The organism is Phytohabitans houttuyneae (assembly GCF_011764425.1).
GTDB classification, from domain to species: domain Bacteria; phylum Actinomycetota; class Actinomycetes; order Mycobacteriales; family Micromonosporaceae; genus Phytohabitans; species Phytohabitans houttuyneae.
In genome coordinates this window covers 4,603,358-4,623,705 of the sequence record NZ_BLPF01000001.1, presented here as the reverse complement: position 1 = coordinate 4,623,705, position 20,348 = coordinate 4,603,358, and the positions used below count along the sequence as shown (strand labels likewise).

The 20,348-nt window shown below is 71.2% G+C and carries 17 protein-coding genes and 1 pseudogene; 8 read left to right on the top strand and 10 right to left on the bottom strand.

What is annotated here, in order from left to right; genetic code table 11:
• Window positions 1-83 precede the first annotated feature (83 nt).
• Together Phou_RS21365 and Phou_RS21360 are read left to right on the top strand one after the other, a co-directional pair.
• Window positions 84-734, top strand: coding sequence for an IclR family transcriptional regulator (locus Phou_RS21365; protein ID WP_173057636.1), 651 nt, complete (start codon window positions 84-86; stop codon window positions 732-734).
• 123 nt (window positions 735-857) lie between these two features.
• Entirely contained in the window at window positions 858-1,778 is a 921-nt protein-coding gene (locus Phou_RS21360; protein ID WP_246273657.1) for a hypothetical protein, read from the top strand.
• Here Phou_RS21360 and Phou_RS21355 read toward each other — a convergent pair.
• The 5 genes from Phou_RS21355 to Phou_RS21335 all read right to left on the bottom strand — a co-directional run bounded on the left by Phou_RS21355 (window position 1,732) and on the right by Phou_RS21335 (window position 10,508).
• Window positions 1,732-2,457 (bottom strand): HAD family hydrolase, encoded by a 726-nt coding sequence (locus tag Phou_RS21355; RefSeq protein ID WP_246273813.1) that lies wholly within the window; start codon window positions 2,455-2,457, stop codon window positions 1,732-1,734. The genes Phou_RS21360 and Phou_RS21355 overlap by 47 nt on opposite strands.
• Window positions 2,458-2,459: 2 nt before the next feature.
• Window positions 2,460-3,815, bottom strand: coding sequence for a class II fumarate hydratase (locus Phou_RS21350; RefSeq protein WP_173057635.1), 1,356 nt, complete (start codon window positions 3,813-3,815; stop codon window positions 2,460-2,462).
• 82 nt (window positions 3,816-3,897) lie between these two features.
• Window positions 3,898-6,915 (bottom strand): AfsR/SARP family transcriptional regulator, encoded by a 3,018-nt coding sequence (locus Phou_RS21345; RefSeq protein ID WP_173057634.1) that lies wholly within the window; start codon window positions 6,913-6,915, stop codon window positions 3,898-3,900.
• Between the two features lie 368 nt (window positions 6,916-7,283).
• On the bottom strand, window positions 7,284-8,960 hold the full coding sequence (locus tag Phou_RS21340) for a fumarate hydratase (protein ID WP_173057633.1): 1,677 nt from the start codon (window positions 8,958-8,960) through the stop codon (window positions 7,284-7,286).
• Between the two features lie 144 nt (window positions 8,961-9,104).
• Window positions 9,105-10,508, bottom strand: coding sequence for an outer membrane protein assembly factor BamB family protein (locus tag Phou_RS21335; RefSeq protein ID WP_246273656.1), 1,404 nt, complete (start codon window positions 10,506-10,508; stop codon window positions 9,105-9,107).
• A 131-nt stretch (window positions 10,509-10,639) separates the two neighbouring features.
• Between Phou_RS21335 and Phou_RS21330 the strand changes: the two genes are divergently transcribed.
• From Phou_RS21330 to hisC, 3 genes and pseudogenes are all read left to right on the top strand, one after another.
• Window positions 10,640-11,263, top strand: coding sequence for an RDD family protein (locus tag Phou_RS21330; protein ID WP_246273655.1), 624 nt, complete (start codon window positions 10,640-10,642; stop codon window positions 11,261-11,263).
• Window positions 11,260-12,215, top strand: a pseudogene (locus Phou_RS50620) (RDD family protein). Before Phou_RS21330 ends, Phou_RS50620 begins: the two are co-directional and overlap by 4 nt.
• Window positions 12,212-13,288, top strand: a complete 1,077-nt coding sequence (hisC, locus tag Phou_RS21315) for a histidinol-phosphate transaminase (RefSeq protein ID WP_173057631.1) — start codon at window positions 12,212-12,214, stop codon at window positions 13,286-13,288. Before Phou_RS50620 ends, hisC begins: the two are co-directional and overlap by 4 nt.
• Here hisC and Phou_RS21310 read toward each other — a convergent pair.
• The gene (locus Phou_RS21310; protein WP_246273654.1) at window positions 13,285-13,884 is read right to left on the bottom strand and encodes a GNAT family N-acetyltransferase; all 600 of its coding nucleotides are present in this window, start codon (window positions 13,882-13,884) and stop codon (window positions 13,285-13,287) included. The genes hisC and Phou_RS21310 overlap by 4 nt on opposite strands.
• Before the next feature lie 199 nt (window positions 13,885-14,083).
• On the opposite strand from Phou_RS21310, the gene Phou_RS21305 reads away from it, so the two are divergent.
• Together Phou_RS21305 and Phou_RS21300 are read left to right on the top strand one after the other, a co-directional pair.
• Window positions 14,084-14,926, top strand: coding sequence for a helix-turn-helix domain-containing protein (locus tag Phou_RS21305; protein ID WP_173057630.1), 843 nt, complete (start codon window positions 14,084-14,086; stop codon window positions 14,924-14,926).
• A 25-nt stretch (window positions 14,927-14,951) separates the two neighbouring features.
• A complete protein-coding gene (locus Phou_RS21300) occupies window positions 14,952-15,161 on the top strand; it encodes a DUF397 domain-containing protein (protein ID WP_173057629.1) in 210 nt (69 codons plus the stop codon).
• A gap of 202 nt (window positions 15,162-15,363) precedes the next feature.
• Here the strand turns inward: Phou_RS21300 and Phou_RS21295 are convergent, their stop codons facing one another.
• The 3 genes from Phou_RS21295 to Phou_RS21285 all read right to left on the bottom strand — a co-directional run bounded on the left by Phou_RS21295 (window position 15,364) and on the right by Phou_RS21285 (window position 18,045).
• Window positions 15,364-16,674, bottom strand: coding sequence for an outer membrane protein assembly factor BamB family protein (locus tag Phou_RS21295; RefSeq protein ID WP_246273653.1), 1,311 nt, complete (start codon window positions 16,672-16,674; stop codon window positions 15,364-15,366).
• Window positions 16,640-17,116: an SRPBCC family protein gene (locus Phou_RS21290; protein WP_173057628.1), complete on the bottom strand. Its 477-nt coding sequence runs from the start codon at window positions 17,114-17,116 to the stop codon at window positions 16,640-16,642. The genes Phou_RS21295 and Phou_RS21290 overlap by 35 nt, the downstream gene beginning before the upstream one ends.
• A 71-nt stretch (window positions 17,117-17,187) precedes the next feature.
• A complete protein-coding gene (locus tag Phou_RS21285) occupies window positions 17,188-18,045 on the bottom strand; it encodes a hypothetical protein (protein WP_173057627.1) in 858 nt (285 codons plus the stop codon).
• A 96-nt stretch (window positions 18,046-18,141) separates the two neighbouring features.
• Between Phou_RS21285 and Phou_RS21280 the strand changes: the two genes are divergently transcribed.
• Complete coding sequence (locus Phou_RS21280) at window positions 18,142-19,311, top strand: homogentisate 1,2-dioxygenase (protein ID WP_173057626.1); 1,170 nt, start codon at window positions 18,142-18,144, stop codon at window positions 19,309-19,311.
• A 7-nt stretch (window positions 19,312-19,318) separates the two neighbouring features.
• On the opposite strand, the gene Phou_RS21275 is transcribed toward Phou_RS21280, so the two are convergent.
• A complete protein-coding gene (locus Phou_RS21275) occupies window positions 19,319-20,338 on the bottom strand; it encodes a tetratricopeptide repeat protein (RefSeq protein WP_173057625.1) in 1,020 nt (339 codons plus the stop codon).
• Window positions 20,339-20,348: the final 10 nt, after the last annotated feature.

The following is a 20,348-nucleotide window of genomic DNA, read 5'->3' as shown; positions in this document are numbered from 1 at the left end:
CCCGTGAGCGAGCGCAGCGAGCAAACCATCGGGCACAGCGGGCTTGGAGCCGCGCGGCCGGCAGCGGCGAAGCGGGCACTGCCGTGAGCGAAGGAAGTGGCCGGCCGCCGGAGACCGCCCAGACCCTCGACCGTGGGCTGCGCCTGCTCTTCCTCATCGCGGACGCCCCAGGCGGGATGAGTGTGACCGAGGCGGCGACCCGGCTCGACGTGGGCCGCGCGGTCGTGTACCGGCTGGTCGGCGCGCTGGTGGAGCACGGGATGGTGCGGCGCGACGGGCGCGGGCGGCTGCGGCTCGGCGCCGGCCTCCTGCACCTGGCCAACCGCGCCCAGCCGCTGCTGGCCGATGCCGCGCGACCTCCGCTGCGGCGGCTCGCCGAGGCCGTGGGCGCGACCGCACACCTGACGGTCGCCGAGGGCGGTGAGGCTGTCGCGCTGGCGGTGGTGGAGCCGAGTTGGACCGCGTTCCACGTGGCGTACCGCACGGGGTCCCGCCACCCGCTCGACCGGGGCGCGGCCGGCCGAGCCATCCTCGCCGGACGGCAGGGTGACCAGAGCGCGGTCACCACGACCGGCGAGCTGCAGCCCGGGGCCTACGGCGTGGCGGCGCCCGTGCTGGGCCTGGAAGGGCTGGAGGCGAGCGTCGGCGTGGTCGCGCTGGGACCGCTCGACCCGGAGGTGGTCGGCCCGCGGGTGATCGAGGCGGCGACGGCAGTGGCGCAGGCGCTCAGCTGAGGCGGCGCATGGTACCGGCATTCGCCGTGGCCGTGCGGTTGTCCACAGGCGACAGTGGATCAATACGCCGCCGTTGTCCACAGGGAGTACTGATCAGTCGCGCGGGTCGCGACGCTAAGCCGCATGGCACGCACATCCCAGCGGCCGTCACCGCTGCAGTGGCAGGTCTTCCGGGGCAGTGACGCGGTCCGTCGCGATCTCGTCTCCACCAACCAGTTGCGGAGCACCGCGTGGATCCGGGTGCGCCACGACGTCTACGCCGACTCCCGGATCCGGCTCGATCACACGCTGGCGTGCCGAGCCACGGCGCTGCGGCTGCCGGTGAGCGCGGTCTTCGCCGGCCCATCCGCCGCCTTTCTGCACGGCGTCGCGCACGCTGCCGGATTCAACGACGACGTCCACGTCATCCTGCCGCCCGACCTGCGCCCCCGGTCGAGCCATGGGCTGCGGATCCACGCCACGGAGATCGAGGCCGACGAGGTCGAGACGCGCGACGGGCTGCGCCGCACCACCGTGGCCCGCACGGGGTGGGATGTCGCGTGCTGGGCGGAGCTGACCCACGCCGTGTCGATCATCGACCGCCTGCTCCGGCGCGGCCAGGTCAGCCGGGCCGACCTCGACGAGGTGCTGGAGCGCCACGCCACGCACCTGAGCCGCAGTCGGGCGGTGCGGGTCTTCGACCTGACCGATCCGCGGGCGCGCTCCGCCACCGAGTCCAGCCTGCGCATCCGGCTGATCACCGCCGGGCTCCCGCGCGCGGTGGCTCGCCACCCGGTCGAGCTGACCGACGGGCGGGTGCTGCACCCGGAGCTGGCCTGGCCGGAGTTTCGGGTGGCCGTCGTGATCGAGGGCAGGTGCCCCGGTGAGCGGTCCCCCTGCCTCGACGGCGTCGATCCCGAGCTGGTGCACGGCCATGGCAGGCAGCAGATGGCCGCCGCGGGCTGGAGCGTTCTGCCGGTGACGCTTTACCAGATGCGGCGCGAGTTCACCGGCTTCGTCACCTCGGTGCGCTTTGCCCTTCTCGATCGGGGGTGGCAGCCGTGAGCAGCCCGGCGAGCAGGCCGGGCAGCTCGGCGAGCGAGCGCACCTCGCCATCGGGCGGCTGGCCGGCCGGGCGCGGCCGCCCGGTGCGGTTGAGCCACACCGCGCGCAGGCCGGCGGCGCGGGCCGCCTGCACGTCGTGCTCCCACGAGTCGCCCACGTGCACGACCGCCGCCGGCGCGCAGCCCGCCGCGTCGACCACCGCCGCGAAAAACGCGGGTGCCGGCTTCTTCGGCAGGCCACCCTCATGGGCGTAGACCTCAAAGGCAAATTCGCCGGCCAGCCCGCACCGCTCCGCGCGGCTGTTGCCGTTGGTGGCAAAGCCGAGGGTGTAGGCCGCCCGGAGCGCGGCGAGGGCCGGCAGCACGTCGGCAAAGGGGCGGCTCAAGGCAAAGCGCCGGGCGAAAAAGATCTCGGCGATGCGGTCGAGCTCCGCCTCCAGCCCCACGCGTGCGAGCGAGCGGGCGATCGCGGCCCGCCGGATGTCGGGCGTCGGCGAGGCGCTCATCGCGGCAAAGACCGCTGGCCAGTCCTCGGCCAGCTCCGCCACGGTCAGCGCCTCGGCGGCGGGGGTCAACCGCCGCATCTCCACCAGCACGGCGTCGAGCGCGCCCGTGACCGCGGGCGAGAGGTCGACCACCGTCTCGTCCGCGTCGAAGACGACGGTGGTGATGGACGGCAGCGTCACGGGCGGGTCATCCGGAGCACGTCGAGCGCCTCCTCGAGCTGCTCCTCGGTGATCCGGCCCGCCTCGACGTGGCCCCGGTCGTGCACCACGGCGCGGATCGACTGCCCCGAGCTGAGCGCCTGCTTGGCGATCGAGGCCGCCTCCTCGTAGCCGAGGAAGCGGTTGAGCGGGGTGACGATCGACGGCGACGCCTCGGCGTAGTCGCGGCAGACCTCCACGTTGGCCACCAGGCCGGCGACGCACCGGTCGGCGAGGAGGCGGCTCGCGGCGGCCAGCAGCCGGATCGACTCCAGCAGGTTGCGGGCCATGACGGGGAGCATCACGTTGAGCTCGAAGTCGCCCTGGGAGCCGGCAAAGGCGACCGTGGCGTCGTTGCCGATGACCTGCGCGCACACCTGGCGCACCGACTCGCACACCACCGGGTTCACCTTGCCCGGCATGATCGAGGAGCCCGGCTGGAGATCAGGGATCTGCAGCTCGCGCAGGCCGGCCCGCGGACCTGAGCCCATCCAGCGGATGTCATTTGCGATCTTGTAGAGCCCGACCGCGATCGTGCGCAGCTGGCCGGATGCCTCCACGAGCGCGTCTCTCGCGCCTTGCGCCTCGAAGTGGTTGCGTGCCTCGTTCAGCGGGAGCCCGGTCATCTCGCGCAGCTTCGCGATGACCTCGGACGCAAAGCCGGGAGGGGTGTTGACGCCGGTACCGACCGCGGTGCCGCCCAAGGGCAGCTCGGCGAGGCGGGGCAGGCTCGACTCCAGCCGCTCGATGCCGTACTGCACCTGGGCCGCGTAGCCGGAAAACTCCTGGCCGAGCGTGACCGGTGTGGCGTCCATCAGGTGCGTCCGGCCGGCCTTCACCACGCTGGCAAACTCGTCGACCTTCGCCTCCAGCGTGAAGCCGAGGTGCCGCAGCGCGGGCAGCAGGTCGTGCATCACCGCGTCGGTGGCGGCCAGATGGATCGACGAGGGAAAGACGTCGTTGCTCGACTGCGAGGCGTTCACCTCGTCGTTGGGGTGCACCGGGCGGTCCAGCTCACGGGTGGCCAGGGTGGCGAGCACCTCGTTCGCGTTCATGTTGGAGGAGGTGCCGGAGCCGGTCTGGAAGACGTCCACCGGAAACTGGTCGTCGTAGCCGCCGTCGGCCACGTGCGCCGCCGCCGTCGCGATCGCCTGACCCACGTCGGCCGGCAGCACGCCCAGCCGCACGTTGACCTGCGCGGCCGCCCCCTTGATCTGGGCGAGGGCCTTGATGTGCGCAGGCTCCAGCCCACGGCCGGAGACCGGGAAGTTTTCCACGGCCCGCTGGGTCTGCGCCCGCCAAAGGGCCTCGGCGGGCACCCGGACCTCGCCCATCGTGTCTCGTTCTACGCGCCAAGCCTGCTCAGTCACACACCCATCCTGACCCAACGACCGGTCGGCCGCGTGTCGACAGGCATCAACGGTGGGCGGCGGCGACCCGTTCGGCGTCCAGCTCAGCCAGGCTGACCACGACCGCGGCCGCCTCCGGGATGCCCATGTCGCGCTGGATGGTCAGGCAGCGCTCCCAGTAGCGGCGCGCCTGGGACGGGTCCGAGCACCGCAGGCCGGCGGCGAGGCCGTCGAGGGCGCGGGCCTCCTCGTACCGATGCATGATCTTCCGGGCGATGGCCAGCGCCTGCGTGTGCTGCTCACCCGCCTCGCTCGACCGCCCGCCGCTCGCGAGCGTGAACCCCAGGTCGTTTCGGACCAGCGCCTCACCCCGCCGGTCGCCGATTTCCCGCATGATCTTGAGGGCGTCGCGGTGGTAGCGCTCCGCCGTGGCCCGGTCGCCGCAGAGGCGGTACGCGACGCCGAGGTCGTTGAGCACCTCGCCCTCGCCGTACCGGTTGCCCGTGCGCCGCTTGAGGTGCACGGCGCTGTTGAGCAGGCGGATCGCCACCGGGAGCTGTCCGAGCCGCAGCCGCACCTGGGCGATGTGGCCGAGCGCCACGCCGACCTGGAAGTCCAGCCCGTGCTCGACCGCGAGCAGCAGGTGCCGGCGGTGCATGGCCAGGGCCTCGTCGTACCGGCCGAGCAGCATGTGCGCCATGCCCAGGTCGGCCAGGGCGGACGAGATGCCCCGGTCGTTGGCGAGCCGGCGCCAGGTCGCGAGCGCCTGGAGCGAGCACTCGACGCCCTCGGACAGGCGGCCGAGCTGGATCATCACGACGCCGAGGTTGCCCCGGCAGACCGCCGCGTCCCGCTCGTGACCCAGCCGCTCGCGCAGCTTCAGCGCGGCCTCCACGTGTTCGATCGCGTCGAGGTACTCGCCGGCCCGGAAGTAGACGGATGCCAGGTAGTTGTGCATTGTCGCCACCGCGGCGTCGTCACCGGAGCGCTGCGCGGCCGCCAGGCCGTCGAGCTGGGTGGCGAGGAGGTCGTCGCTGTAGCACCGGATGAAGAGAAACCGCCACATCGCGCGGGCCAGCTTCCACGCGTACTCGTGGTGGCCGGTCTGCGCCGCGCACCGCACCAGCGCCGGCAGGTTGAGCCGCTGCTCCTCCAGCCACGCCGAGCCCGCGTCGGCAAACGGCACCACCAGGTCCGGGCGCATCGGCCGGCGGAGGTTGAGCGAGCCGTGCAGCAGGCCACGCTCCAGCTCGGCGGTTGCACCCGCCACGGCGTGCAGCGCCCAGTCGAGCAGATGCCCGATCGCGGCCTGGCGGGCGGCCTCCGGCTCGGTCGCGGTGACGAGCTCCCGCGCGTACTCCCGCATGAGGTCGTGCAGCCGGAAGCGCCCCGCGCCCGGCTCCTCCACCAGGTGCCGGTCGACCAGCTCGTCGAGGTGGTCCTGGGCCTCGGCCAGCGGGAGGTCGGCGAGCGCCGCCGCACCCAGCGCGTTGAACCACCCGCCCGGATAGAGCCCGAGCAGCCGGAACATGCGCTGTGCCGGCTCGGGCAGCTGCCGGTACGACAGCGCGAACGCGCTCGACACCGTCCGGTCCTCGGCCGCCAGCTCGGGCAGCACCGGGCGCTCCCGGCGCAGGCGCGCGGCCAGGTCGGCGACGCGCCAGCTGCGGCGGTGGGCGAGGCGGGCGCCGGCGAGTCGGATGGCCAGCGGCAGGTACCCGCAGCGCCGCACGACCTCGACGGCGGCCGCCGGCTCGGTGGCGATCCGCTCCGGGCCGGCCACCCGGGCGAGCAGCTCGACGGCCTCCGGCTCGGCGAGCACGGGCAGAGGCTCCGGGTGGACACCGTCCAGCCCGACAAGCCGGCGGCGGCTGGTGACCAGCGCCAGGCAGCCGGGTGCGGCGGGCAGCAGCGGGCCGACCTGTGCGGTGCTCGCGGCGTTGTCGAGCACCACCAGCACCCGGCGGGCGGCCAGCTCCGTGCGCCACAGCGCCACCCGCTCGTCGGGCGACGGCGGTATCCGCTCGCTCGGCACGCCAAGCTGGCGCAACAGCGTGACCAGCGCGGCGGTCGGCTCCAGCGGCTGCCGCTCGCTGTGCCCGTGAAGGTCGACGAAGAGCTGGGCGTCCGGGTAGCGCCCGGAGAGCAGGTTTGCCACGTGAACGGCCAGCGTGGTCTTGCCGCTCCCGGCCATGCCGTCGATCAGCTGGATCACCGGCCCGCTCGGGTCGGCGCGCTCGACCGCCTCGACAAGCCGCGCCACGACCTCGTTTCGGCCGGTGAAGTCGGCGGCCGTGCGCGGCAGGCAGCGTGCGGGCGGGTGTGGCCGGCGGTCGTCGGCGGGCGCGCCCACGTCGCCGACGAGGATCCGCTGCTGCATCTCCCGCAGGGCCTGGCCGGGCTCGACGCCGAGCTCCTCGGCGAGCACCGCGCGCGCCTCGCGGTAGACGGCCAGCGCGTCGGCCTGCCGCCCCGCCCGGTACAGGGCGAGCATCAGCTGGGCGCGGAGGCGCTCCCGCAACGGGTACCGCTCGACGAGGTCGGTGAGCTCGCCGAGCAGCTCGCGCTCGCGGCCCAGCCGCAGCTCGACCTCGACGCACTCCTCGATCGCCACGGCCTGCTGCTCGTCGAGCGCGGCGGCACCGCGCTGCACCGCCCGGCTCGCGATGCCGGACAGCGCCGGGCCGCGCCACAGCTTCAAGGCGGCACGGAACGACTCACGCGCCTCCTCCAACCGGTCGGCGTCCGCGGCCGCGCGCGCGGCCATGGTCAGCCGGGCGAAGACGGTGGCGTCCAGCTCCTCCGGCGCGATCCGCGCGGAGTACCCGGCGGGGTCCGTGACGATCACCTCGTCGCCGACGGTCGCGGCGAGCGACCGGCGCAGCCGGGAGACGCAGGTCTGCAGCTGGCCACGGGAGGTGTTGGGCGGGGTGCCGTCCCACATGGCGTCGACGAGGCGGTCGACCGGCACCACCCGGCCGGCATTGAGCAGGAGCATGGCGAGGACCACACGGTCCCGCCCGGCGGTGACCGTGGCGTCCTCCGAGCCGCCCACCCGCAGCGGCCCCAGGATCCCGAACCGCATGTCCGCTCCCGGTAGATCGGCCTTGATGAAATCTATCGCTGTTTCACACCAGTGAAAGCGATGTCCCACTGCTGGGAACGCGTGCGGCCAGCTCCGCGACGATCTTCAGCCACCCGCGCGAGAGCGAGATGGCAGCGGAATGAGAGCCGGGACAACCAGGATGGACGCGCGGGAACCAGGTGGCGAGGCCCTTGCCGCTCATAACGGGGGGTCGTCTTTCCGCAAAAAGGGACAGGCGACTATATGGGCGGGCGACGACGATCTCAGCGCCGGCCGACGGTCAGCACGGGCTTTGCCACCTCGGCGAGGGAGCCGCGTGAGATCACGTCAACTACCCTGCGTGACAACCCTTTACCGATCGTGTCCGGTCACGGCCGAGCGCCGATGCGAAGGACAGGGTTCGGACGGGTCACCTCGGCGAAGAAGTCGTTGCCCTTGTCGTCCACGACGATGAAGGCGGGAAAGTCTTCTACGTCGATCTTCCAGACGGCTTCCATGCCCAGCTCGGGGTACTCCAGCACCTCGACGTGCTTGATGCAGTCCTGCGCGAGGCGCGCGGCCGGCCCGCCGATCGAGCCGAGGTAGAAACCGCCGTGCTGGTGGCACGACTCGGTGACCCCGCGCGAGCGGTTGCCCTTGGCGAGCATGATGTGCGACCCGCCCGCGGCCTGAAACTTCGCCACGTACGCGTCCATCCGGCCGGCGGTCGTGGGACCGAACGAGCCGGACGCGTACCCCTCGGGCGTTTTGGCCGGACCGGCGTAGTAGACCGCGTGGTCGCGCAGGTACGCCGGCATGGGCTCGCCCGCGTCGAGGCGCTCGGCGATCTTCGCGTGAGCGATGTCACGCGCCACCACCAGTGGGCCGCTCAACGACAGCCGGGTCTTCACCGGGTACTTGGACAGCTCGGCGCGGATCTCGTCCATCGGGCGGTTGAGGTCGATGCGCACGACATCTTCGGTGTCCAGGTGCGCGTCGGTCACGTCGGGCAGGAAGCGGGCCGGGTCGGTCTCCAGGCGCTCCAGCCACACGCCGGAAGGGGTGACCTTGGCGAGCGCCTGCCGGTCGGCCGAGCAGGAGACCGCGATCGCCACCGGGCACGAGGCGCCATGCCGGGGCAGCCGGATCACCCGCACGTCGTGGCAGAAGTACCGCCCGCCGAACTGGGCACCGATCCCGAACTGCCGGGTCAGCTCCAGGACCTCCGCCTCCAGGTCGAGGTCGCGGAATCCGTGCGCCAGCATCGAGCCCTCGGTGGGCATGCCGTCGAGGTACTTCGCCGAGGCGAGCTTCGCGGCCTTCAGCGCGTACTCCCCCGAGGTGCCGCCGATCACGACCGCCAGGTGGTACGGCGGGCAGGCGGAGGTGCCGATCAGCCGCAGCTTCTCGTCCAGGAAGCGCATCATCCGCTCGGGATTGAGCAGCGCCTTGGTCTCCTGGTACAGGTACGACTTGTTGGCCGAGCCGCCGCCCTTGGCCATGAAGAGGAACTTGTACGCGTCGGGCTGCCCGCCCGGGTCCTCGGCGTAGATCTCGATCTGCGCCGGCAGGTTGGAGCCGGTGTTGCGCTCGTCCCACATGTTCAGCGGCGCGAGCTGCGAGTAGCGCAGGTTGAGCCGGGTGTACGCCTCGTACACCCCGCGCGCGATGGCCTCCTCGTCGGTGCCGTCGGTAAGCACGTGCCGCCCGCGCTTGCCCATCACGATCGCGGTGCCGGTGTCCTGGCACATCGGCAGCACGCCACCGGCCGCGATGTTGGCGTTGCGGAGCAGGTCGAGCGCGACGAAGCGGTCGTTGGGCGAGGCCGCCGGGTCGTCGATGATCGACCGGAGCTGGGTCAGGTGGGCCGGGCGCAGGAAGTGCGCGATGTCGTGCATGGCCTCGGCGGTGAGCTGGGTCAGCACCGCGGGCTCGACGGTCAGAAAGCGCCGCCCACCCGGGCCGTTGACCACGTCCACGCCTTCGTCGCTGACCAGCCGGTACTCGGTCAGGTCGGCGCCGGTGGGCAGCAAAGGGGCGAAGGAGAAAGCAGCGGCGGCGCTCATACCCGTCCTCGATTCGCTGCGGGCGGGCACGAGGCTCCATCCACGCTGAGTTCGACGATTCGCTCGCTCCGCTCGCTCATGAGCGGCAAGCCTAGGCCAGCGCTCCCGGCGCGTCCCACCCGCCGGGCACCATGGCCCGCTCGGTCACTTGCCCTGACCGCAGAGGGGATCCTTCGGCCCGTCGCAGAGCGAGGTGTCGGCGGGCGCCGGCACCGAGCCCGGTGAGGCGGGCTGGGTCGTTCCGCCGAACGCCACGAAGCCGATCTCGCGCTGCTCTCCGATGATCATGCCGGTAGGCCCCACGGCCAGGACCTTCGCCGACGACCGCACCTCGACGAGCGTGCGACCGGTGGCGGGGTCGAGGGCCACGATGCGGTCCGGTTCCTCCGGCGCGACGATCGCGGCGAACCTGGTGATCGCCACGCTCGCCTTCGTATCGGCGGTCGTGAAGCTCCACCGCGCCCGCTTCACGCCGAACTGGTACGTCGTGATCGCCTTGCCGCCGGACGCCCGTACGAGCGCGAACTGGTCGTCGACCGCGACGAGCTTCTCACCCTGCGCGCCCAGCCACAGCACCCGGCCGTCGTACGCGTCGAGCACCGCTTCCCGCCCGTCCGCGGTCACGCCGACGATCACGTTCTGCCCGCCGGCCGGATCCTCCCGCTGCGCGCAGCCCGCCCCCTCGGCGGTACGCAGGTTGACCGCCTCGTGCCGCCACACCTCGCGCTGCAACGCGGGGTCGGTGGCGAAGACCGTGAAGTAGCAGGTGCCATCCGCCGAGCGGGCCTGTACCCGGATCACCCGGCCGCCCACCACCACGTGGCGGTCGTGGCGGTCCGGCTCGAAGTCCTGCACGACGCGGCCCGCCGCGGTGTCCACGACCCGCACCTTGCCGTCCACCGGAAAGCCCAGCAGCGAGGGCATCAGGACCGGGCCGCCCGCGCCGCCCTCGACCCGGCGCGCGCTGAGGGGCTTGGCATCGAGCAGGTCCGGGTTGTCGGCGAACAGCACGAACCCGACACCCGGCAGCTCGACCGTCCACATAGGAGTGGTGCCGCGCGGCTCCCACGCGGTCAGCTGGCACTCCTTGGCGTCGTCGCAGTGCACGTCGAGCAGCGCGTTGCGGTACGTCCACACCGCCACGGCACGCTTGTCGCTGCGGCGCACGAAACCGCTGAGGGGGTCCAGCACCTCGTACCCCTTTTTCAGCAGCTCGCCCACGACGACGACCGAGTCGAGCCCTTCGCCGGCGACCGCGGCCCAGTCCTTGTCCTTCTCCCACAGCTGGGCGCCGGAGCTGATGCCGCGCGCCTCGACGGAGGTACGGTGCTCGACCACGACCGAGTTGCCGGCGATTGTCACGCTTTTCGGGCCGCTGCCGAGCCGCTGCTGCCAGACCACGTTCGACGAGGCGACCGGCTGGCTGGTGCTGACCCACTCCCATATGCCCGGAAATGGGTTCCAGGTATTGGTGCTAACCAGGATGACCAGCACAATCAGGGCGGCGACGACCCACCCCGTCCTTCCGCTGGCCGCCCCTTTCGCCACGTCGCCACGGTAACGACACGCGGGATCTAATCCCGAGAGCGCGATCCGTCCGTGTCGATGCGGTTTGAGGCGATCTTCCTGTACGTGATCTCGGGCGCTGTCCCGTCGCGGAAACCTGTAACACTGTCCGCGTGACCCACCCCTCCACCCCTCCACCCGCGCCACAGCAGGCGAGCTGGCAGTTGCCGCCGCCACCGTGGGCCACACCGCCGATGCGGCCACCCCAGCCGCCGCCCGCGTTGAGCCCCGCCGGGCAGCCGCTGGCGTCCTTCGCCGACCGCTTCCTGGCGTACCTGATCGACTACGCCGTGCTCTTCTGCGTCACCCTCGTCCTCGCGCTCCCCGCGGTCGTCATCCTCTTCTTCTCCATCGCGCCCGACCTGCTGGAGGTGCAGCCCGACGGCACGCCGGTCGAGCCCGACTTCATGGACTTCTTCGTGCCGCTGCTGCTGATCGAGCTCGGCCTTTTCCTGGTGCTGCTCGTCCTGTCGTACGTCTACTACGTGGAGATGCTCCTTCGTAGCGGGCAGACGCTCGGCAAGCGCGCAATGAAGATCAAAGTCGTGCCGCTCGACCCGGACGCGAAGCTCACCCGAGGCGCGGCGGCCAAACGCTGGCTGGTCAGCTACGTCGCGACGAGCTTCCTTCCGGGCCTCATCTACGTCGACGGACTGTGGCAGCTGTGGGACAAGCCATACCAGCAGTGCCTCCACGACAAGTTCGCCGGCACCGTGGTCGTTAAGGTTCCTGCGTGAGTGTCGCACCTGGCTGGTACAAGGATCCGGCTGAACCGAGCACCCAGCGCTACTGGGACGGTGAAGGCTGGATAGGCGATTCGCTGCCCGCAGACGCAACCCCGCCGGAGGGTCCGCCCCCGGTCAGCGCGCCGGCACCGCCACCTCCACCCGAGGTCGCGCCCACGACACCGGTCCCGCCGCAGGCGCCTCCCGCACCGCAGGCGCCCCAGTCGCCGGCCCCGCCCGTGCCGCCACCGCCCCCGCACAACGGCGCGTTCCCGCCGCACGGGATGCCCGGCAAGCAGCCGTGGCCGCCGATGACGCCGCCTCCCGGGATGCGGCCGCCGCCCGGCTACCCCTACCCGCCGTACGCGTACCGCCCGCCCGCGCCGCCGCCCCGCCCGCACGGGTTGCGGATCGCCTCGCTCGGCCCCGGGTCGTGGCCAGGCTGATCGACATCGGCATGGTGCTGCTGCTCAACCTCGTGGTCAACGGGTGGTTCATCTACCGCCTGTTCCAGGAGTACAGGCCGGTCATCGAGGAGTGGAACCGCCGGGTCGAGGCGCGCGAGCCGCTGCTGCAAAACCTGCCCCAGCCGGGCGGTCAGGCCGATGCGCTGCAGGTGGCAATTTTCATCATCGGTGTCGCACTCTGGTTCGCATACGAGGTGCCCAGCACGGCCAACAGCGGCCAGACGCTGGGCAAGCGCATCATGCGGATCAAGGTGATGCCGGTGGAGAGCCCCAAGGCGATCGGCTTCGGCCGCTCGCTGCGCCGGTGGAACCTCATGGGTCTGCCCACGTTCCTGTGGTCGTGCTTCTGCATCGGCTTCATCCTGCAGCTCGTCGACTGCATCTTCCCGTTCTTTGACCGGCCGCTGTACCAGGCATTGCACGACAAGTCCGCGCAGACCGTCGTCGTCGAGGTGCCACAGACCGCGACCGCGGACGCACCCGGAGGTACCCAATGACCAGGCTGACCCGCGCCGACCTCGAGGCGCTGCCCAGCTACGTGCCCGGCCGCAGCCCCGCCGACCTTGCCCGCGAGCTGGGTCTGCCGGAGGCGATCAAGCTGGCCAGCAACGAGGTGCCGTACGGACCTCTGCCGGGCGTGGTCGAGGCCGTCGCCGAGGCGGCCGCCGGCGTGCACCGGTACCCGGACATGGGCGTTGTCGCGCTGCGCGAGGCGCTCGCCGAGCGGTACGCGGTGGCGCCCGAGCGGATCGCCACCGGCTGCGGCTCAGTCGCCCTCTGCGAGCACCTCGCCCGGGCCACCTGCCTGCCCGGTGACGAGATCCTCTACTCGTGGCGCTCCTTCGAGGCGTACCCCATCATCGCGGCCACCACCGGCGCGACAAGCGTGCGCGTGCCGAACGACGCCGGGCACAACCACGACCTGCCGGCGATGGCGGCCGCGGTCACCGACCGCACGCGCATGATCCTTGTCTGCAACCCCAACAACCCGACGGGTACCTCGATCCGCCGCGCCGACCTCGACCGCTTCCTCGACGCGGTGCCGGACGACGTGCTGGTCGTGCTCGACGAGGCGTACCGCGAGTTCGTCACCGACCCGGGCGTGCCGGACGGCCTCCAGGTGTACGGCGACCGCCCCAACGTCGCCGTCCTGCGCACCCTGTCCAAGGCGTGGGGCCTCGCCGGCCTGCGGGTGGGCTTCCTCGTCGCGCAGCCTGAGGTGGCCGCTGCCGTACGCAAGGTCGTGACCCCGTTCTCCACCAGCGCGGTCGCCCAGGCGGCGGCGCTCGCCGCACTGCGGCAGCAGGAGGAGGTACAGCGCCGCTGCGCGCTCGTCATCGCCGAACGCGACCGGCTCGGCGAGGCCGTCCGCAAGCTGGGCATCGACGTGCCGGACAGCCAGGCCAACTTCGTCTGGCTCCCGCTCGGCGACCGGTCGGCGGCCTTCGGCGCGGCCTGTGAGGCGCGCGGCGTGATCGTGCGCCCCTTCCCCGGTGACGGTGTTCGTGTGACGGTCGGCACACCGGCCGAAAACGACGCGTTCCTCGCCGCCGCGGAGGCCGCCCTTTAGCGCTCGACCGGGAGGTAGGGCTCACGCCACATCGGCCAGAAGGGTGCGCCGTCCGGCACCGCGAACATCTCGCCCGTGCGGTACCCGTGCCGCGCGTACAGGTCGCGGCTGGGCGAGCTGCTGGCCTCCAGGTAGGCCCCGATGCCGGCCGCGTCCAGCCGGGCGTGGTGGTGGCGCAGGAGCATCGAGCCGATGCCCTCACCCCGGCGGTCGGTGTGCACCGCCAGGTACGTCAAGTGGTGGTGCGGCTCCCGAGGGTGATGCCCGGCGAAGAGCCGGTCGACGGTGCGAAACCTGTCGGTCCACTGGCCGCACGCCTTCACCAGGCGCTCCTCGTAGTCTGCCGGCGCGGGGATCCGGCGGTCGTGCGGCAGCCAGACCGCGACACCCAGCCGGTCGCCGGTGACGTGCACGTAGCCGTACCGCATCGCGTGCTCGACGTGGATCCGGATGTGGCCGTGCAGCACCGCCCACCGCTCGTGGCGACGGGGCACGAGCCAGACCGAAACGGCAAGATGTTGGAACGAGTCGGTGATGAGGTCGATGATGGCTTCCACATCGCCGTGGTCGGCTCGCACGATCGACAGGTGCCTCAACGGCGTTCTCCCCGATTTGGGTCTAATTGTTGAGAACGGAACGCAGCGACTCGCACACCGGGCGTGAACCAGTTGACATATCCCTATTCACCCGGTAGCCACACCAGAATGCACCTGACACACATGCAACGCAACTCCCGTTTTGATTCGCGGACGACCTTGGTGGCGCGCCGTGGATAGAGGTGCGAAACTCGCTGCCGTGTCTGGAAGTCCGACAGTTCGCCGCCGCCGTATCGCCCGTGAGCTCCGCCACCTGCGCGAGCGGGCGGGGATGAACCTTGAACAGGCCGCGCGCCAACTCGATATGTCGAAGAGCAACCTGTCCCGCATCGAAAATGCGCAGATCGGGATAAAACCGCGCGATGTACGCGCCGCACTGGCGCTCTATCAGGTGACCGGAACGGACGCCGAAGCACTCATCGATATCGCCCGCGGCGCACAGCAGCGTGGGTGGTGGCAAAACTACAGCGATGTGTTACCCGTCTGGTTCGAGTTCTACGTCGGTCTGGAGGCGGAGGCGTCCGCCGTTTGGACATATGAGGCCGAAACCGTGCCGGGTCTCATGCAGACCGAGGATTACGCGCGTGCCGTCTACCGCCTGACGGCCGGCGAGGACGACCTCGATCGCAAGGTCGCGGCCCGGATCCGCCGGCAAGAGGTTCTGCATCGCGAAAATCCCGTCGAGTTGTCAGCAGTACTCAACGAAGCCGTTCTCTTGCGCTCAGTGGGCGGCCCAGAGGTGATGAGCCAGCAACTCGACCATCTGGCGGATCTGTCAGAGCTACCTAACGTGACTATTCAGGTACTGCCCTTTTCCGTTGGTGGCCATCCGGCAATGACAACACCCTACGTGATCATAAGCTTTCCCGACGCAGCGGACGAGCCTGTGGTCTATCTAGAGAATTTGACGAACGGTCAAGCCTTGGAAGAGCAGGATCACGTGCGCGGGTATACACTCGTCCACGAGAGGCTGCGCAAAATGGCGCTCGCTCCCGACGAATCGACCGCCTGGATTCGCAAGGCTTCTCGCAACCGTCCGTAATCAATCTAGGGACAAGGGGTGCGGAATGGCCGCCCTGGACCTGACCCGTGCAGCGTGGTTCAAGAGCACGCGCAGTAGCGGGAACGGCAACTGCGTTGAGGTCGCAATCCTCGACCGCGGGGTCGCGGTGCGCGACACGAAAGACCGGAGCGGAGCGGTGCTGCTCTTCGCACCGGCGAACTGGGACAGCTTCGTCGCCGGTGCGAAGAACGGGGAGTTTGATCTTCACCGCTGACGACCGCACGACGCAACCGCAACGGCTCTCCAAGGCACCTTTCAACCTCCTCTTCAGGCCCGTCTCGACACGAGGGTGAGGGTCGGGACGCAGGACCCGGTCAGTTCGAGGTTGAAAGAAGTTCGTTCCCTAGGGGGCCGTAGTTTGCTTTTCGGGGCACCTCACCGGGTGCCCCCGTTTGCTTGCTGTCGGTAAAGGGGTTCTAGGTGCGCGCGAGGATTACCGGCAGCGCACCAAAATACTCATCCGCCTCATCGGCATCACCGTTCTCCGGCTTGACCAGCCGCTCGACCGCGACGAAGCCATCGCCGGCCCGAACCAACCCCGGTTGCCAGTCGACGCCTTCCCGTCCGTACGCGAGCAAGAAGCGCGACTTCTCTCTTCCAGAAGTTGGATCGAGAGTGACGAGGTCGCAATTTTCAGTTAGCAAATGCACGGATCCGGACTGTGTGCCGAGCAGTTCCGAAGTGCCATCACCACGCCAACGCCATATCTCTGTGCCATCGCGTAGTGAGCGGCCAACTACATCGCCACCGACGTGGCTCACCCCAATCTCACCAGCGATCAGCGCGCCGGGTGGGTCGAGCGCCGGGACGGCGGTCAGAGTCACCTCGCCCGCCCCGTCCGTCTCGCCCATGAGCCAGCCGCGCGACCCCGTCGCGTCCAGGGTGCGCATGGCCGTACAGCCCGAATGGGCGGGCGCGCAGCCGAGCGGCTCCACCTTCAGCGTCGACCCGGTCGCGGGCGGCGCCCAGCGGCCGCGTGGCTGTCCGGTCGCCACGTCGTAGAACTCGACCGCGGCCGCGCCTCCGCAGGCGTCCGTGGTGACGAAATGGTGACCCGCGGTCGTAAAGCCACCTTGGCGGCATTGCGCCATCGCCCTGTGCCACTGCTCCCGCCCGGTGGCGACGTCGAGCGCCCGCAGCTGGGCGGCGTCCCGGACGAGCACGATGCTGCCGGATGTGTACAACCCGTCCGGCTCGTACACCGTCTCCGCCCCGGTGCTGCCACCCTCGTACCCGGACTTTTGCGGCGGCTTGCCGGCGGTGCGCCAGATGACCTTGCCGGTGCGGGCGTCGAGCGCGACGACGTCACCGTCCGACCACCGCCCGATCACCGTCGTACCGGCCGCCACGACGCCCAGGAGCTCCTCCGGCCACCGCCGGTACGACCAGTACGGGGTCCGCTGGGTGCGGGCGTCGACAGGGCCGTCGGCGCGCACCTGGCGGGTGGCGGCGTAGATGCGCAGCCGTCCGTCCACGATGAGCGGTGCGGCGGGCAGCGAGCCGATCACGCCGGGCCGCGCGGCGGGCGCCGCCGGGTAGGCGGTCGTGGCGACCGTCACGGTCTCGGCGGGGGCCAGCACCCGGTAGGCGATCAGCCCTCCGACTGCCACGACTCCGGCGACCGCCACAGCCACCGCGCCCACGCGGAACCACGTCGAAGGTCGGATGCCCACGCCGGGCAGGTTACCTAACCTAGGCAGCCGCGGGCCGAACGGCGGCGGACGCAAGATCGGTGAGATCCTGCCGGAGCGCGCCCTCGACGGTGCGCGCGGCGAGACCGCCGAAGACCAGGACCAGCAGGCGGCCGCCGGGTGCGGAGGGGGCGCCCTCCTGCACGACCGTGACCGCCGTGCCCCCGCGGTGGCGGCCGACCTCGACGGGCGTCAACGTGTAGGTCATCCGGTAGTCGGCACCGATGCCGGGCGAGGCGACCACGAAACGGGTCGGCGCGTCGCACCGGAGGACGGTGAACTCCTCGGTCACCTGGATGTCGCCGGGCATCGTGCGGGTCTCCCGCCACACGGTGCCGGCGCCGAAGAGGCCGGGCGTCATCACCTCGATCGCGTCCACAGTGGACAACCAGGTGGCCCGTGCCGGCAGGTCGGTGAACACCCGCCACACGCGCATCACCGGAGCGTCAATCAACCTGGTAACCGCCACCGTGGACATCGCGCCTCCCCCGCGAATTACGGTACGCCCGTCACCCGGTGTATCCCAGCCAATTACCCGACAAACACAAGTCAGGAGAAGCCGCCGTTGACAAGCCCGAGCCGGATGAGATCCGTCAGCGGCTCGACGACGCTGCACGAGCCGAAGCCGATCCAGAGTGGACGGGGCCGTTCGCGCAGCGCACGGGCCGGTTCGATCAACGGCACCGGGTCGGTCGCGGCGAGCAGCTCGGCCACGTCGGCCACCTCGGCGCCGTCCATCGCCGCGGCGGTGCCGACCAGCACGTTGAGAAAGCCGTGGTGCACGAACCCCGTCTCCGGGTCGGTGTGCCGGATCGCGTTGTGCAGCCCCGCCGTGAGCTTGAAGGGCAGCTCGCGGTCGCGGCAGGCGCAGATCACCGCGGCCAGCTCGACGGGTGTCGGAAAGAGCTCGGCCGCCAACCCGCCGGTGCGAAACTTGGCCGCCACGGTCACGCCGGCGGCCCGCGCCTCGGCGACGGTGTCGAGGGCCGCCAGCAGGCCCCAGGTGAGCGGGATCTCGGCGTACCCGCTGATGGAGGGCCGGTCGGCCAGGACCGCGAGCAGCCGGCGGAGGCCGGGCTCGGGATCCTCGCCGCGCTTGGCGACCGCGACCTCGACCTGGCCGATGGCCAGCCGCGGGTCGGCGGCGTCGAGAGCGGCCGGCAGGGCGTCGACACCGCCGTCGCCGATCAGGCCGACCTCCAGCCGCTCGTCCGGCTCCAGGAGGCGGGCGGCCTCGGGCAGGGACGACGACGGCAGGAGGAGAGGGCCGACAAGTTCGGCATACCACGCCGTGCGGTGCGCCCGATGCCCCATGATCGCCTCAGGCAGGGGTGCGCTCCCGGGAGGGAACACGGCGGCGTCATCCACGAGGTGAGTGAAGAGCGCCGGAATCAGTCCGGTTGACACGAACAGAGAACCTAATGGACGCTACAAGGAGCGGACAACACCGTCCGATAATCGGACGCTTTCGGCCGGTGAACAGGACATAACGGAGGGTAGGACATGCCCTACTACCGAAGCGTGGGGGAGGTCCCGCGCAAGCGACACACGCAGTTCAGGCAGCCGGACGGCAGCCTGTACGCCGAGGAGCTGATGGGCCAGGAGGGCTTCTCCTCCGACTCCTCCCTCCTCTACCACCGCTACCTGCCCACGGCGATCGTGGCGGCGGACGAGTACGACCCGCCCGCCTGGACCCGCATCGCCAACCGGCCACTCAAGCCCCGCCACCTGCGCACCCACAAGCTGGACGCGGGCGGGGCCGACGCGGTGCTCGGGCGGCAGCACCTGCTCGCCAACGACGACGTGCGCATCTCGTACGTGGTGGCCGACCGACCGTCGCCGCTCTACCGCAACGCCATCGGCGACGAGTGCCTGTACGTGGAGGCCGGCACCGCGCGGGTGGAGTCCACGTTCGGGACGCTCGACGTGGCCAGCGGCGACTACGTGCTGATCCCGACCTCCGTGATCCACCGCATCGTGCCCACCAGCGACCTTGTCCGCCTGCTCACCATCGAGGCGACCGGCCACATTGGACCGCCGAAGCGGTACCTCTCGGTGCGCGGGCAGTTCCTGGAGCACTCGCCGTACTGCGAGCGGGACGTACGCGGACCCGGCGCCCCGCTGCTGGTCGAGGACACGGACGTCGAGGTGTACGTCCAGCACCGGCGCGGCTGGACCCGCTACGTGTACGCCCACCACCCGTTCGACGTCGTGGGGTGGGACGGCCACCTGTACCCGTGGGCCTTCTCGATCCACGACTTCGAGCCGATCACGGGCCGGGTGCACCAGCCGCCACCGGTGCACCAGACGTTCCAGGGGCCAAACTTCGTGATCTGCTCGTTCGTGCCGCGGAAGGTCGACTACCACCCGCTCGCGATCCCAGTGCCGTACAACCACCACAACGTCGACTCTGACGAGATGCTCTTCTACACCGGAGGCAACTACGAGGCGCGGCGCGGCTCCGGCATCGAGCAGGGGTCGATCTCGCTGCACCCGTCCGGCTTCACCCACGGGCCGCAGCCCGGCGCCGCGGAGCGGGCCATCGGGGTCGACTACTTCGACGAGCTGGCGGTGATGGTCGACACCTTCCGGCCGCTGGACCTCTGCGAGCCAGGACTGTCCTGTGAGGACACCGGCTACGCCTGGACGTGGGCCCGGCGCCCGACCGGATAGCGGCTCCTCACCCCATGCGGGTGAGGAGGGTGAGGCCGGCCACCGCGGAGACGATCGCGAGCACCAGCGGCCAAGGCGTGCCGATGAACGCGTACAGCAGGATGAGCAACGGGCCGGCCGCCACCGCGAGCGTGGCCAGCCGCCCCGCCCGGCCGCCGAACCGGTCGCCCCGCGGCAGCCGGCCGACCAGCACGCCGAGCGCGAGCAGGCCGATGCCGCCGAGCACGCCGGCCAGCAGGCGCGAGCTGGCACCCCCGGCCGCCGACACGAACGCCACCAGGATCGCCGTCACCAGGCTGTGCGTGGCGCCGAAGAGCACGAGTGGGCGCACGCGCTCCACGGGCCGCTTGACGGCCGGCTCCGCCGCCGGCTGAAACGTGGGCATCGGCTGGAAGACCGCGTTTTCGGAGACCCGCTCCAGCGCCTGCGCGTAGCGGCGGCGGTCGAGCCGCACGATGCCGGGCTCGTTGGCGGCGTCGGTCAGCGTGGGGTCGAGCTCCAGCGCCTCGTGGTACGCCCGCTCGGCCAGCTCGAAGCGTCCCAGCCGGCCGGCGACCAGCGCGAGCACGAGGTGGGCCAGCGGGTCGCGGGGTGCCAGCTGGGCCGCTCGCCAGGCCGCGTCCATGGCGGTCTGGCCGTTGCGCGAATCGGCGAGGACGGCGGCGGCGCTGCGCTGCGCGAACGGATCCGCCGGGCCGAGCCGGAGGATCTCTTCCGCCACGGCGGTGGCCTCCGCGAAGCGGCGCAGGTCGGTCAGGGCCATCGCGCGGGTCACCAGCGCCGGCACGTCACCGGGAGCGGCGGCCACCGCGGCGTCCGCGGCCTGAAGGGACTCGGCGGGCCGCTCGGCGGCCAGGTGAACGCTGGCCAGGGTCGAATACACCTTCGGGTGCTGTGGATCGAGGGCGAGGGCGTCCGCCAGCTCCCCGGCCGCCTCGTCGTAGCGGCCCAGATCCGCCAGCAGGGCAGCGCGCTGAACGTAGCTGTCCGGAGTGGCGTCCCGGTCCGACGGCGCATCGCTGGGCACGAGGCCGAGC

Bases quoted from the DNA above. Each gene is read 5' to 3' on its own strand.
- Phou_RS21360 (WP_246273657.1), top strand. From the start codon at position 858: ATGGCACGCACATCCCAGCGGCCGTCACCGCTGCAGTGGCAGGTCTTC.
- Phou_RS21350 (WP_173057635.1), bottom strand. From the start codon at position 3,815: ATGGGCGAGGTCCGGGTGCCCGCCGAGGCCCTTTGGCGGGCGCAGACC.
- Phou_RS21345 (WP_173057634.1), bottom strand. From the start codon at position 6,915: ATGCGGTTCGGGATCCTGGGGCCGCTGCGGGTGGGCGGCTCGGAGGAC.
- Phou_RS21340 (WP_173057633.1), bottom strand. From the start codon at position 8,960: ATGAGCGCCGCCGCTGCTTTCTCCTTCGCCCCTTTGCTGCCCACCGGC.
- hisC (WP_173057631.1), top strand. From the start codon at position 12,212: ATGACCAGGCTGACCCGCGCCGACCTCGAGGCGCTGCCCAGCTACGTG.
- Phou_RS21300 (WP_173057629.1), top strand. From the start codon at position 14,952: ATGGCCGCCCTGGACCTGACCCGTGCAGCGTGGTTCAAGAGCACGCGC.
- Phou_RS21290 (WP_173057628.1), bottom strand. From the start codon at position 17,116: ATGTCCACGGTGGCGGTTACCAGGTTGATTGACGCTCCGGTGATGCGC.
- Phou_RS21280 (WP_173057626.1), top strand. From the start codon at position 18,142: ATGCCCTACTACCGAAGCGTGGGGGAGGTCCCGCGCAAGCGACACACG.